A 16673-nucleotide genomic window follows, 5' to 3' on the forward strand; every position below is an offset into this window, starting at 1 on the left:
CTAATAACACTGAACAATTGATACACTAAAAATGCATAAATGTGTATCTTATGATATTAAGGCCTGAATTGAACTTGGTTCCACCCAAGCATGACCAAGGGGAACAAATGCTTGCTAGCGAAGTCTACGAACTGCGCGCGAACCTGCGCCGACAAGGCGTTGTCTTTGCATACAGTGGTTATGTAACTGAAGGTATCCTCAGCGGTGTTGGCGATGCGTTAAAGCAGAAATTAGTGTCTGAAGACGCTGACACCAAAACTCTCCGAAGTGTTTTCGCTGTTTTTGTGGAGCAAATGCAGAACATCATCAGATATTCTGTTGAACGGCTACCGACCGACGGTGAGACTGAGGTGCTGGACATAAGTTACGGCATTGTGACCATCGGAAACGAGGCCGGCGGCTATGTCGTTCATGCGGGCAATCTGATCCTTTTGAGTGACGTAGACAACATGCGAGGACGACTTTCAGAACTACGCGCGATGAATCGTGAAGAACTTAGGGCCGCATACAAAGACCAACTCCGGTCAGAAACTGACGCTGTCGGCAATAGTGCAGGTATCGGGTTAATTGAAATTGCGCGTCGAGCGTCAAAGCCAATCGAATTTGATTTTATGCGGATTGACGATCAGCACGCATTCTTCGCACTCAAGGCGACGGTTTAAGAGGGTACGGATGCAAAATATTGATATCCCGGCAACAAACCGCACTCCGGCCGTCGCGTTCGATTTTGACGTTGGCCACCTCAAACTGATTGGGGAGTCCTACCCTGAGGATGTTACGACCTTCTACAACCCGTTGTTTGATGCTTTGAAAAGTTGGTTGTCGGATGGCTCAATATCCAAATGTCGTTTTGAATTTGAACTCATCTATTTCAATTCGTCCAGCGCCAAGGCCATCATGATGATCATGGAGCTTTTGGATTCCGCTGCTGAGGCGGGGAAAAGCGTTGACGTCTATTGGTTTCACGACCCCGAAGACGAGACCATGGAAGAACTTGGGGAGGAGTTTGGGGAAGACTTGAAACATGCCAAATTCACACTGGAAAAGTTGTTGGATCGATGACTATCGACGATCTCTTTGTTCGCGAGAATGAGGCTTTGGAAGTCGCGGAAGCAGCTTTAAACAGTGGACAATTTCCGAATGATGAAACGCGCAAGTCAATTGAAAACCTTGTCGGAGAATACAGAAAGCTGCTCAGAACCACGCGGCGCATGATGCGATTGAGTGATCGCAACGAGCGGGAACTGAATGCACTAGCCGAAAAACAGCGCATCGCCGCCGAAGAAGTTACCCAAAAAAACCAAGAGCTTGAGGCATTGTCAGGAAAGCTTGCCAAATACTTATCGCCTCAAGTCTACAACTCGATCTTTTCCGGTCGCCAAGAAGTTAAACTCGCGAGTAAGCGAAAAAAGCTGACAGTGTTTTTCTCGGACGTCGCCGGCTTCACAGAGCTTACGGATCAGATGGAGTCGGAAGATTTAACAGAACTCCTGAACAGCTACCTGACTGAAATGGCGGAAGTCGCTCTGCAATACGGTGCGACGATAGATAAGTTTATCGGCGACGCAATCCTTGTTTTCTTTGGAGACCCGGAGACTAAAGGTGTGCGGGAAGATGCTTTGGCATGCGTGAGAATGGCAATTGCAATGCGAGACAAGTTGGCAGAGTTGCAGGCAAAATGGAGGCGTCAAGGAATTAGACAACAGTTACAATGCCGTATTGGTATCAATACCGGCTTTTGTACTGTCGGAAACTTTGGGAGTGACGACCGTATGGACTACACCATTATTGGTGGGGCTGTGAACGTAGCTTCTAGGTTGGAGCATCAAGCCGACGAGGGTGCGATTTATATCTCGTACGAAACTTGGGCGCACGTAAACCACGAAGTAGAAACAGAAAAAGTCGGCGCCATCCAGGTAAAGGGTGTGGCTCAACCTGTCATGACCTACCGTGTCTTAGGTCAAAAGAATTCGAGACCGCAAGCAGAAAAAGTTGTATACGAAAACCCGAATTTTCGAATGGTGTTAGACCCGAGCTCAATGACATCAGAAGAACGCGCCGCGAGCTTAGAAATACTCAAGTTGGCGCTTGCTACACTCCGCAAAAACGAACACTGAAGTCAGGCAGCCAGTGTTTGAAAGTGTTTCGGCAACATCTCTGGAATATTCAAGAATTACGCCATGCTGCAGACTAGGTCAGTTTTTTCGCAGAATTGAAATAGATGCCATCGGCCGCAATGCGCCGTGATAGGACGGTGGCTTTTCTTGCTGTGCCGCGGCCATCACTCTTCGCATCCACTTGGCCGAGTTTGAAGGTGTCAGCTTAGGACCATTTCTAAATCGGGCTCAAAGCTGTAGAGTTCAGTCGCAGTAACCAGATTTCATTGCAAGACCACAAAGTGCCATAATAATCAATCGATGCACCCTGCGGGCTCGCATCACGCCCTAACAGCTGGCTGCTACGAGACGCGCCGAATGGGCGCAAACCGAGCTAAAGGCAAGAAATAGCTAAAGCACTCAATTAAGAATGTCCGCGATTGCACCAATCAGGTTCAGCACCTCATGTGTTTCGCGGTTTACTTCGTAAACGTAGTCTCCGGCTCGCACGTAATATCCATTGCGTCGTAGTCCCCAACGGCTGGGATCATCAATACGGACATACCCATCATAGATGTAATCCCCGCGACGGTATTTCTTGGCCTGTCCAGGCGGTACGCACGGGATAGCCTTTTTCGCCAAGCCTGGCGGACAATGTCCAGATTTGGATTTCACATGGATTGGAGTGGTAGCGTCAACCCCACTAACGTGCCCTACGCTATGGCGCCACAGGCTGTGATCTGCATTTGCAATTGATGCGCCTTGTATGGTCAATGCCACCGCCAGAATTCCAACATTGCTTTTCATTCCCAGCGCCCTCATTTGTTTATTGCCTATCTATATTCTTGAACTGGTCTTGGCGAGTTCATCAGCGAAGAGTTGCTTTCCAATGCGGTAGATTGTTCACGAACTGAAACCATGTTCTGAGATTGTCATCCCACGACCCTAGTAAAGTGCTAAGGCAGCATGCCGTTCGTCCACCTAGTCGCCCACTTATTCCTTTGTCTTTATTTCGCGAACAACATTAACGGAACGTGAACAATGTATTCTCAGAGTGTTCAAACAAACTGAGGCATAGTGCTCATGTTGGGTCGACGAGTGGTAAACCGTTTGATCGCTGACAAGGGGAAACGCATGATAAAATCTGCCTTTGTGACTGAAGAGTCCAGCCCAACAGCTGTGATGCAAACCTCCGGCAAAGTTGCCTTGGAACGTTTGCCAACCACGACCGAGTCGAGCAGTGGTCGCTTCCCTCCTATAGAAAATGCACTGACAGAAATCGTTAAAAACAAGCGGCTTTTTGAGGCACATAACAACGTCTGAAGGCAGTTCAGCAGACCCCCAAACAATTCCCGATATTCGTCCTAAATATTGGAATTGATAACTGAATCCCGCTCCGGTTTGGGGCGGGGTTTCTTTTTTGTACGCCCCAGGAAAAAAGACGTAACCTTTGGTGAATTCAATGAAGTTCGGGCCAGCCGCTTCTCATCCTTGGGAAACATTTGGCTGGCCCGGCGCTTAGTGCTTGCGTGAATGGTCAGCACTTCGAGTTGATTGACGGGAAGAGGCAGAGATCTTTCTCTTACAGGCCCAACAGCGCCTTAACCTCTTCTTCAACGGCATCTGTGACTGGTTTGTTGGCCGCGGCTTCCAAGGCTTCCCGCTCATCCAATTCCTGTTCTTCAACCAAATCAGCGAGTTCCTGCACTTGTTCAGTCGCTTCTTCGTATTCGACGGCAGCCTGTCGTTCATCGTTCAGGTCCTGCGCTTCATCGACCGAACTGTCCAAATCCGCACGCGCTTCTTCCAGCTGTTCCTCGATCTCAGGGTCAGTTCCACCGGCGTCTTCGAGATCCTGTTCAAGGCCTTCGACCCTCTCTCGATTCTCCTGCACATCATCCAGTGCGGTGCGCAGATCTTCTTCTATCTCCGGAATTGTCCGCTCTGGAGGTTCCAATCCGATGAGTTCTTCCAATTGTTCCGCAAGCTCCTCGCGCAGCGGTTCTCCGGCCAGAACGGTATCTCGGTAGTTGGCAATTCGACCTACGCGGGAATTAGGTGCTGCGTTTGCTAATGCAGTTGCGCTGGCATTGGCTGCGTTGAGCGCTCCTAACTCAGAAGGGTGAGCACCAAGAAGTGCTGCCATCTTATTGCCCTTGGTTCGGACGGCTGGCCGAATGGATTCCTCGACAATTACAGTTTTCGAACGCTTCTTGCGCGTGCTCGGCGTTTGTTTATCGCTAGTGGTCGAACCTTTCTTGGAGGTGGCGACCGTTTTCGACTTACCTTTGCCGCTAAAGATATCCTTCAAGGAATATCGACCGCCCTTGCCCGAAGCCGAGCGTGAAGATTTTGACTTCGAGTTGCCGACAGAAGAGTCCTTAGCACTTCGGCCATTGCGGCTTTTGTCGGCACCTTTTTTCCCGCCTTTGTTGCCGGCGGCACTGTGGTCACCACGGTCTCCGTTGGCAGAGTTCCCTTTGCCACCACTGTTACCTTTTCCTCCGCCGTTGCCTCCACCGTTTCCGTTGTCGCCGCCTTTGCCGTTTCCTCCACCATTACCTTTTCCGCCTCCTTTGCCTTTACCTTCCTTTGCAAAGGCAACATCCGGCACGGCAACGGTGGCGACTATGGCTGCTGATCCCAGCAACGCGATTGCCAGAGTATATGCTTTTAGCAGTCCCAAACTGGTGGTCTTCATATCAACCTCCTCCGTGGAAATCAGCGGGCATCAGTTCCTCGAACCAATTCGCTGTGTTCAATCGTCTTGATTCAAGTAAGAATCTTCAAAGTTGGTTGCCATTTAACTTGAGCGTGCTTGAACGCAGGGCTAACTGCTTGTTCATCATCGGTTCATGTCGAAGGACGTAGTCTCCAGCCGGGAATTACGAGGACTTTCATGCGTGCGAAGGCGTTCTTGGTGGTTGCAAGCTTGCTTGTTGCTTTGCCCATTGGCGAAGCGGCAGCACAGACACGTGAGCTTAAGCAAGGTGAACTGCGCAAGGCGACCCTGACTGGTGCAACTATCCGGTTAAATCGGGTTATTAAAGGTGTCGAGAAAGCCTATGGCGGCACCCCGGTCGATGCGCGTGCGTTTCAGGCGGATCAGATATACTATCGCATTCTGGTCAAAAAGCCTGATGGAAAAATTGTCAGTGTAATTGTGAATGCCCAGACAGGTACGGTCGTTTCCAATCGATCCAGTGTTGGTCGTCAAATTTCGAATGCAGCCCGCTCGAACCCCGCCAATGCCAACAACAGTCGCAATACCAACAGTAACCGTGGCGCATCTGCGAGCCGTGGAAACAACGGAAACAATGGCAATGCCAGCGGTAACGGAAACAGCGGCGGCAACGGCGGTGGTAACGGAAACGGCGGTGGTAATGGCGGCGGTAACGGAAACGGCGGTGGTAATGGGAACGGCAATGGCAACGGCGGCGGTAACGGGGGCGGCAATGGCGGCGGTAACGGCAATGGCGGTGGTAACGGGGGCGGCAACTCTGGCGGAAACGGTAATGGCAACGGCAACGGTAATAAATAGTGCTTAAACTAAACCCGTTGTGACTGTAGTTTTTGAATATGAGAGTACTTCTGGCCGAAGATGAGCCGCAGCTATGCGAGCAGATTAAGAAACTTCTAAGTGCAGAAGGTCGCGTAGTAGATGTGACCAATAATGGAACAGACGCCTTGCACATGGGTGCGACTGAACCTTACGACATGATTATCCTCGACATTGGGTTGCCGGAACGCGATGGTATTTCTGTCCTGCGCGAATGGCGCAGCGCAGGCGTCAAGACACCTGTATTGATCCTGACGGCTCGCGATGGGTGGAGCGAGCGCGTGGATGGTCTTGACGCGGGCGCGGATGACTACATGACCAAGCCGTTTCACATGCCCGAGCTTGCAGCACGTGTCCGCGCAATCCTGCGCAGACAGAGCGGTCAGTTGAATCCAGTGATCGAAATGGGCGATGTCTCCCTCGATACACGAAACGGACGGGTTAGTGTTGACGGAATTCCCGTCGATTTGACCGCGCAAGAGATCGCAGTCCTGACATACCTTGCGCACAATATCGGGCGCATGGTGTCGCGCACCGAGTTGTCAGAGCACATTTACGAATACGACGGCGACCGTGACTCGAACACTATTGCTGTTTTCATAACCCGGCTGCGAAAAAAACTGGGCTCCGGCCTTATTACAACGGTCAGAGGGCGCGGTTATATGATCGATTCCGCCTGATGTTATCGCTTCGCCAACGCGCTTTGCTTGGCGGCCTCGCCACTGGCACACTCTCTGTTGGCGTTGGAACCTTGGTCGTGTTTTCGTACATCAATACCCGTGTCCTGGAGCAGTTCGATGAGACGCTGCGCGACAGGCACACACAACTCGTTGTCGGGCTGAGCGCAACGACGGACGCCCCGGAGGCTCTGCGTGATCTCATGTTCGACCCGGCCTATGGAACGCCTTTTTCAGGCAGATACTGGCAGGTGACGGATGGAAACGGGGCTACATTTACATCCGCCTCGCTCTTTGATGAAACAATATCGGAACCTGCACCTCCGAGTAAAAAGGCAATCACCTGGAACACTTCTGGCCCAGATAATGAGGCCGTTCGCAGTGTCTTTCAAAAAATCACGTTCGAAGACGGAACCGAATGGGGCGTGACGGTCGCTGAAAGCAGGCTTGAACTGATCAGCGAACGCAGGGCCGCGCAGAACAACTTGCTGCCGGTTTTTGGGTTGGTCGGCCTGATCGGAGTCGCGGGGTCACTTTTGTTGATGTCTGCAATTGTCGGCCCCCTCAGGAAGCTGCGCGCAGATGTGGCGCATCGCTGGGATCAGGGAGACGATCTGAAACCGGCAGACTATCCAGAAGAGGTTTCACCACTTGTCGAGGACCTCAATCAATTGCTGCACAGAAACCGCGAGATCGTGTCTGGTTCCCGACGGCAAGCAGCTGACTTGGCGCACGCGCTTAAAACGCCTACCGCAATACTGCGAAACGAATTGACAAGTTTGTCGGATAAAGGGGCAGACACTGAACCTGCCGACGAGGCGCTGAACAGGATTGATGCTCAGCTTAAGCGTTCTCTTGCGCGCATGCGGGCGTCAAACACAGCTGAGCTTACGCACTCGCGAACCGATCTTTCGGATTCAGTCGCCAGGCTATCCAGATTGTTTTCGGTGATGGCAGAGCGCGAAGGAAAATCACTGACAACAGTTTGCGAGAATGGGCTTCAGGTCCGAATGGACACTCAGGACGTTGAAGAAGTGATTGGAAACCTCCTCGACAACGCGCTCAAGTGGTGTCGAACGACAACTCACTTCACTGCAAAACGTGTTGCGGGCGGCATTGAAATTTGCATTGAGGATGATGGGCCTGGAATTCCGAAAGTTGCACGTGAAGGGGTGCTTCGTTCCGGGGGGCGGCTGGACACTTCTGTCAGCGGCACCGGATTGGGTTTGGCAATAACAGTCGACTTGTTGAACGCTTACGGCTGCAAGTTGAAACTGGAAAAGTCCGCAAACTTTGGCGGATTGGCCAGCCATGTATTTATTTCATCGCTAACATGATTGTATTGGGCTCGAACCGATCCTTGATCTCCTGCAACCGAAGGATAGCTTCGTCCGCAGACTGTGAGCTCACCCAAACCAAAATATTGCTCTTGTAGCGAACGGCAGCAATGCGAGCTGCGACCGCAGAATAGAGACCTACCCTTGGACGTCAGATGAGAGCTGTTCGCTAAACTTTGCAAAGCCCGCTTTCTGCGCATTGCTGTAATTGGGGCATCGCGCAGCATCGGTCAAAGTGGGCTCGAAGAAGACCTTCGCAGCAGTGCATCTGAACGACTGCTATGCGGACAAAGCCGACCTTCGATCTATCGCAAGCAACGTCTGCTTCCCGACGCCATCCAGACGGTTCTTTCCGTCATGAACTAGGTGCTGTCAGACGAATTCTAACCAGTCTCAGTTTGCCGCGGATACCGCGAACCTATCCGGAACAAAGTTGACGCCACTCGCTAAGAGCGGCGGCGCGGGTCAGCTTGAAGTGATTGTAGACGGAGGAATGGACGGAGGCGAATTTCTGTAAACTTCGCACCCGCCTGAAACGCTGCATCGCGCGTTCGCGTCGTCGAAACGGCAGGTGCGAATTCTCGACGCGGTTGTTGAGCCACCTGCCCGTCCTTTGCTTTTCGAGTGCACCCAGCTCTCTGAGCGCGGCTCTGTATGAGGCGAAGCGATCCGTGATGATTTCTTCGGCGCAACCGTGCCGCTTCATCAATTTCTTGAAAAATTTCAATGCTGCAGATTTGTTTCGACGCTTCGTGACGACGGCCTCAAGCACTTCACCTTCGTGATCGACGGCACGCCAGAGGTAGGGCGTTTGCCGTTCACTTTCACGAATACTTCGTCTACGTGCCACTTCCATTTTGAAAAGGCTCGGAGTTGCTTAACCCGTTTTCTTCGGATCTCTGATGCAAACATCGGACCGAACCTGTTCCACCAGTATCGGACAGTTTCGTGGCTCACATCGATGCCTCGCTCGTGCAGCGGATCTTCGACATTCCGAAGCGAGAGAGGGAAACGGATGTACAGCATCACCGCGAGGCGGATGATCTCGGGACTGGTTTTGAAGTATTTGAAATAGGCAGGTCTGGTCATGTGCAAAAGCTACGCGCTCGCCCTGCCCCGCTCAAGCAAAGTTCTTCTGACAAAACCACGAAACCACCCTGCCCGGCTCAAGTGAGTTTCTTCTGACAGTGCCGTTCTGCTGACTAAACCTTCGATGGAGCACCTCAGAGGTCGAACATCCTGAGGATTTCGAAGCGCGTATGGAGGGCCAGAGCAGTAAGGCCTATAAGGCCCTTCAGCGCCTTGACACTATACTGTTGATTCATCGCGCTGACCTGCTGGATGATCCGAGCTTAGTGGGCCGTGCTCGCATGTGCATGAATGCAAAGGGCATCATCCGTAAAGAATTCCAGTGACTTCTATTACATGCTCTCTAAACTCCGGGCAGTTGTTAGTCAGAATTGACGTGGGAGTTTGGGCGCAGTTGGGCGACAAAAAGGCATCAGGGACCCCTATAAGTCCTGCGCCATCATCTGCGCCAAGTTCGGAGTTAAGCGCAGCTGATCAACAGGCGCGGTTTGAAGCCACCGCTCGCGTGATGCAGGCGATCTCTGTGACCAAGGACGACGTACAGCCGGTTTGCGATCTGATTGTCGCGCTTGCCAAAGACCTTTGCGACGCTGTTTTTGCTGGCTTGGTTCTTGGACAGGAAGGCGACGCTCTTCAGCGGCTCGTGGCCAGTGTTAACCTGCACCCTGACATTCAGCAGCTCTGGCGCGACGGTAAATACACGATGGAGCCGGGCAATTCTCTGGTGACTGAAACAATCCTCAGCGGCGAGACCAAACGCGTTGTGGATATGGGAGACACTGATTTCCACAAATCCGGCGATGAACGGTTCAAGTTGATTGTCGACAAGCATGGGTGCCGCAGCAATCTGTTTGTTCCTCTAAAGGTGGACGGCGGTGCAATCGGATGCTTGATGTTGGCGCGAGACGAGGTGCGGCCCTATACCGACGATCAGGTTAAGCTCGTCGAAACCTTTGCCGCCCAAGCGGTAATCGCCATTGAGAACGTTCGCCAATTCCGCGAATTGCAAATCCGCCTGGCACGCGAAGGCGCCTCGCGTGAAGTTCTTGAGACAATTAGCCAATCACGAGAAGATGAGACGCCGGTGTTCCAGACGATCCTGGAAAACACCGCTCGGCTTTGCGAAACAGATGTCGCCACATTGAGCCTTTTGAATGAGGTTGGAACCCACCTTGAATATGCGGCCCATTTTGGTGATCAGTTGGCGACCTACGAGGTTGGCGTAGATCGTTGGTCACTGGACTCACATCTCCAGATTGCGGAGTCCGTGCGCGAGGCGCGCGTTGTTCACAATGTCGATTTGCGCCTGACTGACCAGTATATCAAGGGCGACCCATGGCGCCGTCAACTTGTAGACGAAGAAGGTGTCCGGTCATTTCTGACGGTCCCATTAATGTCGGCAGATGGTACGCCCGTGGGCGTTATCGGGATTTACCGACGTGAGGTTCGGGCCTTTACAGACGACGAGATTTCTCTGGTTGAGGGCTTTGCCGCCCAGGCCGTGATCGCCTTGGACAACACACGCCAATTGAATGAGCTGCACACGCAATTGGAGCGTCAGACGGCAACGCAAGAAATTCTAACGGTCATTAGCCAAAGCCGTGATGACGATGCGCGCGTCTTTGATTCAGTGCTTCAGCAGGCCACCAGGGTATGTGATGCAGATCAGGCTGTACTTATTCTTATCAACGCTGCCGGGACCCACGGGCGGTTGGCCGCGAATTGGGGACATCAGAGAACCGGATTTGATGTTGGAGACGAGTGGCAGTTGGACGAATCGATTCCCATAGCCATTGCGATACGAACAGGTAAGGTTGGTCGCATCGATGATTTGACCGACACGGATTTTTATCGCTCGGGCCATCCTACAGCTGCCATGATGGTTGAGATCGAAGGCATTCGGTCACGCGTTACAGTCCCCCTGATGCAAGGAGATCAGGCTATCGGAGCCATCGCGGTCAGCCGCCGTGAGGTACGGCCATTTGCTGACCCTGACGTACAGTTGATTGAAGAATTCGCCAAACATGCAGTCATTGCCATCGAAAACACGCGCCAGTTTCGTGAAGTTCAGGAACGACTTGAACGGGAAGAAGCATCGCGCGAAATCCTCGAAGTCATCAGCCGCAGTCGCGATGACGATAGCCCTGTCTTCAATAGCATACTCGAAAATGCCAGCCGTTTGTGCAAAGCGCCGCTGGCATTTCTGTGTGTCGCCGATCACGAACGTGGCCTTGCAACAATTCCGGCCAATATCGGTGCGCGAACGGATTTTGATGAGGCCCTGAAGGGGTTCGTGGAGCCCTTGACCCGTACGGAACTCGTTGCAATCCGCCCTATGATCGATGGCCAGGTCATCCGGCAAGACGATATTGCAGATGATCCGCTTTATTATCAGGATCGCGATCCAAAACGGGTTCAGATGGTTGAGATTGAAGGGGCTCGCTCGGTCCTTGCGGTGCCGTTGATGAAAGACGACACGGGTCTTGGGGTGATCGTTCTCTATCGCCGCGAAGCTTCGCCATTTTCGGATGATGATGTCGCTCTGGTCCAAACCTTTGCGGCCCAAGCCGTTATCGCAATGGATAACGTACGCCAGTTCCGAGAAGTGCAAGACCGTACCGCGGAAGTCACGCAAGCCTTGGAGTATCAGACTTCAACATCCGAAGTGCTGCGTGTGATCTCAGCGTCTCCCAATCAACTGTCGCCCGTTCTGGACGCCATTCTTAAAGAAGCGTCGCGCATCTGCGAATTGCAGGATGCCTATGTCGCAATGCTCGACCCTGACGATGGGCATTTTCATGTGCACTCGACGCTCACACAAGATACGGCCTTTGCAGAATACGTCAAAGCTCACCCGATTTCGCCAACGGAGAACGGTGTAAGTGGGCGTGCCATCTTGTCGAAACGCACAAGCTATGTCGAAGATGTCGAAGCGGATGACACCTATACCTGGTTGGAAGAAAGCGGCGTGGGTGATTACAAATCATTGCTTGGACTTCCGCTGGTAAAAAACGGCGAAGTCGTAGGCGTTATCTCTCTTGGGGCGCCAGTGGTCTCGGGTTTTTCCGCCAAACAGATCAAACTGCTGGAAACTTTTGCGGATCAGGCGGTTATCGCGATTACCAACGCAAACCTTTTCCACGAGTTGGAGGAGCGGACAGAAGAAGTCACGCAGGCGCTGGAGTATCAGACCGCCACTTCAGACGTATTGTCGGTGATTTCGCGATCTCCGAATGAGCTGGAGCCGGTGCTGACGGAGATACTGAGAGTCGCCAGCCGGATTTGCGAGCCAAAATATGCGGCAATCTCGATTCTGAATCCCCAAGACAACCTGTACCATACTGACATCATGCTCGACTTTGACAGTGATTTCATGAAGTTCATGAAGGCACACCCAGTGCCGGCAGGTCATGGGAGCGGTATTGGCCAAACAGCTGCACGAGGAGAAACAGTCTACTACGAGGACACTGAAGCTAACGAATACGCCTGGAAGGAAGCCGCACGTATTGGCAAGTATCGCTCGCTTCTGGGTGTCCCATTGGTCAAGGATAAGGTTGTGGTCGGTGTGATCGTGCTCTGCCACGACAAAGTTGCACCATTCAATTCAAAACAGATCGCGCTCTTGGAAACGTTCGCCTCCCAAGCCTTGATTGCTATCAATAACACACGGCTTTTTGAGCAAGTTCGGGCGCGCACGGCCGAGGTCGAAGAGGCATTGGTGCGCGAACGTGCCAGTGCTGAAATCTTGCACCTCATCAACGAAGCATCGTCCGACATCCAGCCTGTGTTTGATCTTGTCGTGCAAAAATCCGCTGAGCTTTGTGGGGCGCAGTTCTGCGTCCTCGAGCGCTTTGACGGCAATCTCTATCATTTCTGCGCACAATACGGGTTTCCGCAGACTACTTTGAAGGCACTGACTTCGGATTATCCACTAAAAGCTTCCAAGGGTCATCTGGCACCATTGGTCGTGGAAAGCGGCGAAGTCCAGCATCTAGCAGATGCGCGGGGGCCCAAGTATTTCAGTCCAGAGCTTGCCCGAAAGGCTGGGTATCGGCGCTTGATGGCCGTACCGATCCGGGCAGAGGCGCGGATTTGGGGCGTCATTATTGTCGGTTGGGCAGAGGCCGGACCGCCGCAACAAAACAGCGTCGAACTCGTTCAGGGTTTTGCAAATCAAGCCAGCATCGCCATCGAGAACGCACGGCTGTTCCGGGAAACTCAGGAACGTACTGCTGAAGTCGAGGAGGCGCTGAAGTATCAGACGGCGACGTCTGAAGTGCTCGACGTCATCTCGCGCTCACCGAACGATCTTCCTCCGGTTTTGGACGCCATTCTGGAGGTCTCGTCGCGTATCTGTTCACCGGAATACGCGTTCTTTGCAATGAAGGATGTTGACGATGGCCTATACCGCGTGGCCATGTCTTACAATGTCAGTGATGCTTTTCTCAAATTCCTGTCCGACAACCCTATCGCGCCCGAGGAAGGTTCTTGCATCGGGCGCACGGCCCTGAATGGCAAGACGGTCTATATAAAAGACACCCGTAGGGACCCGACTTACACATGGAAAAAAGCGGCTGAGATCGGGGACTACCTTACCACTCTTGGTGTCCCCTTGGTCAGCAATGGCGTAACCGTTGGCGTTATTGTTATGGCGCATCGGCAGGCAGCAGCGTTTAGCGACAAACAAGTCAGCCTACTCGAAACCTTCGCGTCCCAGGCCGTGATCGCCATCAACAATACGCGACTGTTCAAAGAAGTGCAGGCCCGCACTGCAGAAGTTGAAGAGGCATTGGGGTATCAGAAAGCCACATCCGAAGTGCTCGAGGTGATTTCCCGTTCCCCTGACGCTTTAGAGCCGGTTTTGGAAGCGTTAGTTGCCGTTTCGTCGCGCATCTGCCGCCTGCAGGATGCTTTTGTGGCGCTTAAGAAACCCGAGGACGGAAAATTTCATTTTTTTGCCGGGCACAATCTCACAGAGAGTTTTGCCAAATTCCTCGAGTCGCATCCATTTGAGCCAGGGGAAACGTCGGCGACCGCCCGGGCGCTTTTATATGGGCGCGCCGATTACGTTGAGGATACTCAAGCGGACCCTAACTATGATCCGGTCCTTAGGTCCAACTTGCAAGGATACAGGTCGGTTCTCTCTGTACCTTTGATACGCGACGGTGACACGATTGGTGTCATCAGTATGGGCAGCCGAAATAAAGCCGCCTTTGAGGACAAGCAAATCAAGCAGATGGAGACTTTTGCCTCGCAGGCGATCATAGCGATTCAAAACTCTAAATTGTTCAACGATACGCAAGTCGCACTCTCTCGCCAAACGGCAAGTGCGGATGTTCTCAGAGTGATCTCGGAATCCCCGACAGATACCAAACCGGTTTTTGAGAAGATTGTCGGACTGGCTACAGCTCTCATCGATTGCGACTTGTCGATTGCCATGCAGGCTAACAAAACTGAATACTGGCAAGTGGCGGCCGCAACTCCGGATGGTTTAGAGGAAATCACTTGGACTGAGCGCCTGCCAATTGATCCCGACGACAACCTGCCATCCCGCGTCATCCAGAGCGGCAAGACGCTGCAATTGGATGAATCGCGCTTTGATGAACTATCTCCGCGGGACACGGAAATCGTAGAGCGACAAGGATTCAAGTCGTTCTTGATGGTACCCTTGATGCGAGGGAAAGACTGTTTCGGCACTCTCGTCTTTATTCGGAAAACGTCGAAGGCTTTCAGTGATGACGAAGTAGCCATTGCCGAATCTTTCGCGGATCAGGCTATCATCGCGCTGGAAAACGTGCGTCTGTTCAATGAAACTCAGGCTTCCTTAGCGCGACAGACTGCCAGTGCTGATGTACTGCGGGTGATCAGCCAATCGCCTTCAGATACCACACCTGTTTTTGAGGCGATTGTAAATTCCGCGACACGGCTTGTTTCATGCGACATGGCAGGCGCCGCTTTGTCAGATGACAGTTTCTGGTGGCAAGTGGCTTTGGCGACGCCAAAAGGCCTATTACGTGATTTCGGACGAACCCGACACCCGTTGGACCCGAAGGATAATTTTCTGTCGTCCGTGTTACTGTCCGGGAAAACCATGCATGTAAACGATTTGACGTCGCAGGGCTTACCTCGGTTAGCAAAGAAGCTTCACGAAGAAAACGGATTTGAAGCTTTTCTTGGCATACCGTTAATGCGCGGAGACAAGTGTTTGGGCGGACTCTATTTCATCAGGAAATCAAAAATACCGTTTTCGGACGACGATATTGCTATGGCTGAGTCTTTTGCGGATCAGTCTGTTATTGCCATTGAGAACGTGCGCCTTTTCCGCGAGGCCGAAAAGGCCCGTGAGGTGGCCGAGTCTGCTAACGAAGCGAAGAGCGCGTTCCTCGCCACCATGTCCCACGAAATCCGTACACCGATGAATGCCGTTATCGGGATGAGTGGACTCCTGATGGATACCAAGTTAGATGCCGAACAAAGCGATTATGCCAACACGATCCGCGACAGTGGCGACGCGCTGCTTGGCATCATCAACGAAATTCTCGATTTTTCGAAAATCGAAGCCGGGCAGATGGACATCGAGAACCATCCGTTTGACCTGCGTGAATGTATCGAAAGCGCGCTAGATCTGATCAGCGGCAAGGCCGCCGAAAAGAAGCTTGATCTGGCCTATGAATTTGACGACGCTCTGCCCCTTGCGATCAGTGCCGACCTGACCCGGTTGCGGCAGATCCTGCTGAACCTTCTTTCCAACGCCGTGAAGTTTACCGAAAGCGGGGAAGTGGTTTTATCTGTTGAACAAACCACCAAGAAACGCGGATCGCTTGAGCTAACTTTCACAGTCCGCGACACTGGTATTGGCCTGAGCGAAAAAGGTATGAGCCGTCTGTTCCAGTCCTTCAGTCAGGCAGACAGCTCAACAACCCGCAAATATGGCGGCACCGGACTCGGCCTGGCAATTTCCAAGCGTCTTGCGGAACTCATGGGCGGCACCATGTGGGCACGAAGTGACGGTGAAGGGCATGGTTCGACCTTTATGTTTACGATCCAGGCCAAACCCTCCAAACCGGTCAAATCATCGTCGCGCGATCTGGTGGGCGTTCAGTCCGAGCTTGAAGGCAAACGCATCCTTATGGTGGATGACAACGCCACCAACCGTAAAATCTTGTCGCTCCAGACCGAGAAATGGGGCACTAAAACCACTACCTGCGAAACCCCGTCCGATGCGCTGGCCGCACTCGAGAAGGCTCAAAAGTTCGATCTGGCAATTCTCGACATGCACATGCCAGAAATGGATGGTGAGGAACTTGCCCGGAAAATTCGGGCCAAGCATCCGGACTTGCCGCTGATCCTCTTTAGTTCTCTTGGTCCGCGCGACATTGACCTCGAAGACGGCCTCTTTGCTGCCAACCTCACCAAGCCGCTGCGTCAGTCGCATCTCTTTGACACTCTGGTCACGTTGTTTTCAACCGAAGATACCCCAGTGAAGCCGGCCAAGCCCGTAGACAAACCCCAGACCGATCCAGAGATGGCAAAACGCCACCCTCTGCGTATTCTGTTGGCTGAGGATAATTTGGTGAACCAGAAACTTGCGCTTCGCCTGCTTGAACAGATGGGCTATCGCGCTGATCTGGCCAGCAACGGCGCTGAGGCGGTCGAAAGCGTGAACCGGCAAGCATACGATGTCGTATTGATGGACGTGCAGATGCCCGAAATGGATGGGCTCGAAGCCTCACGCTGCATAAACCAAGATTTTCCCGGAGAAGACCGACCGCGTATAGTCGCCATGACCGCTAACGCCATGCAAGGCGACCGCGAGATGTGTTTAGATGCCGGGATGGACGACTACATCGCCAAACCGATCCGCCTGCCTATTCTTTTCGAAGCCCTTTTGAATGTTCCTAGGAAAAGCAAGTAA

Annotated in this window: 11 protein-coding genes and 2 pseudogenes; 10 read left to right on the top strand and 3 right to left on the bottom strand. The window is 52.6% G+C overall.

The window, feature by feature from the left end; translation table 11 throughout:
* Positions 1-68 precede the first annotated feature (68 nt).
* The 3 genes from QMP16_RS07525 to QMP16_RS07535 are packed head-to-tail and all read left to right on the top strand — an operon-like array spanning position 69 to position 2117.
* Positions 69-662 carry a SiaB family protein kinase gene (locus tag QMP16_RS07525; protein ID WP_282151850.1) on the top strand — a complete coding sequence of 198 codons (594 nt, stop codon included), beginning with the start codon at positions 69-71 and terminating at the stop codon, positions 660-662.
* Positions 663-672: 10 nt separating this feature from the next.
* Positions 673-1062, top strand: coding sequence for a DUF1987 domain-containing protein (locus QMP16_RS07530; protein WP_282151851.1), 390 nt, complete (start codon positions 673-675; stop codon positions 1060-1062).
* Positions 1059-2117: an adenylate/guanylate cyclase domain-containing protein gene (locus tag QMP16_RS07535; RefSeq protein WP_282151852.1), complete on the top strand. Its 1059-nt coding sequence runs from the start codon at positions 1059-1061 to the stop codon at positions 2115-2117. The genes QMP16_RS07530 and QMP16_RS07535 overlap by 4 nt, the downstream gene beginning before the upstream one ends.
* 399 nt (positions 2118-2516) lie before the next feature.
* On the opposite strand, the gene QMP16_RS07540 is transcribed toward QMP16_RS07535, so the two are convergent.
* The gene (locus QMP16_RS07540; RefSeq protein WP_282151853.1) at positions 2517-2903 is read right to left on the bottom strand and encodes a hypothetical protein; all 387 of its coding nucleotides are present in this window, start codon (positions 2901-2903) and stop codon (positions 2517-2519) included.
* Positions 2904-3230: 327 nt separating this feature from the next.
* Here QMP16_RS07540 and QMP16_RS07545 point away from each other — a divergent pair, with 327 nt between their 5' ends.
* Positions 3231-3419 (top strand): hypothetical protein, encoded by a 189-nt coding sequence (locus QMP16_RS07545; protein ID WP_282151854.1) that lies wholly within the window; start codon positions 3231-3233, stop codon positions 3417-3419.
* Between the two features lie 259 nt (positions 3420-3678).
* Here the strand turns inward: QMP16_RS07545 and QMP16_RS07550 are convergent, their stop codons facing one another.
* Positions 3679-4797, bottom strand: a complete 1119-nt coding sequence (locus QMP16_RS07550; RefSeq protein ID WP_282151855.1) for a hypothetical protein — start codon at positions 4795-4797, stop codon at positions 3679-3681.
* A gap of 198 nt (positions 4798-4995) precedes the next feature.
* Between QMP16_RS07550 and QMP16_RS07555 the strand changes: the two genes are divergently transcribed.
* From QMP16_RS07555 to QMP16_RS07565, 3 genes are read left to right on the top strand one after another with little or no spacing between them, the layout of a single operon-like run.
* A complete protein-coding gene (locus QMP16_RS07555; RefSeq protein ID WP_282151856.1) occupies positions 4996-5637 on the top strand; it encodes a PepSY domain-containing protein in 642 nt (213 codons plus the stop codon).
* Positions 5638-5675: 38 nt separating this feature from the next.
* Complete coding sequence (locus QMP16_RS07560) at positions 5676-6335, top strand: response regulator transcription factor (RefSeq protein ID WP_282151857.1); 660 nt, start codon at positions 5676-5678, stop codon at positions 6333-6335.
* Positions 6335-7669 carry a HAMP domain-containing sensor histidine kinase gene (locus QMP16_RS07565; protein ID WP_282151858.1) on the top strand — a complete coding sequence of 445 codons (1335 nt, stop codon included), beginning with the start codon at positions 6335-6337 and terminating at the stop codon, positions 7667-7669. Before QMP16_RS07560 ends, QMP16_RS07565 begins: the two co-directional genes overlap by 1 nt.
* A 418-nt stretch (positions 7670-8087) precedes the next feature.
* Here QMP16_RS07565 and QMP16_RS07570 read toward each other — a convergent pair.
* Positions 8088-8698: pseudogene (locus tag QMP16_RS07570) on the bottom strand (IS6 family transposase).
* Here QMP16_RS07570 and QMP16_RS07575 point away from each other — a divergent pair.
* The 3 genes and pseudogenes from QMP16_RS07575 to QMP16_RS07590 all read left to right on the top strand — a co-directional run bounded on the left by QMP16_RS07575 (position 8618) and on the right by QMP16_RS07590 (position 16673).
* A complete protein-coding gene (locus QMP16_RS07575) occupies positions 8618-8854 on the top strand; it encodes a hypothetical protein (RefSeq protein WP_282151901.1) in 237 nt (78 codons plus the stop codon). The pseudogene QMP16_RS07570 and the gene QMP16_RS07575 sit on opposite strands and share 81 nt — an antisense overlap.
* Before the next feature lie 412 nt (positions 8855-9266).
* Positions 9267-11285 (top strand): annotated as a pseudogene (locus QMP16_RS23635) (GAF domain-containing protein); the annotation flags it as partial.
* A 51-nt stretch (positions 11286-11336) separates the two neighbouring features.
* Complete coding sequence (locus QMP16_RS07590) at positions 11337-16673, top strand: GAF domain-containing hybrid sensor histidine kinase/response regulator (protein ID WP_282151861.1); 5337 nt, start codon at positions 11337-11339, stop codon at positions 16671-16673.

It is taken from the genome of Ruegeria atlantica (assembly GCF_947495585.1).
Taxonomy (GTDB): domain Bacteria; phylum Pseudomonadota; class Alphaproteobacteria; order Rhodobacterales; family Rhodobacteraceae; genus Ruegeria; species Ruegeria atlantica_G.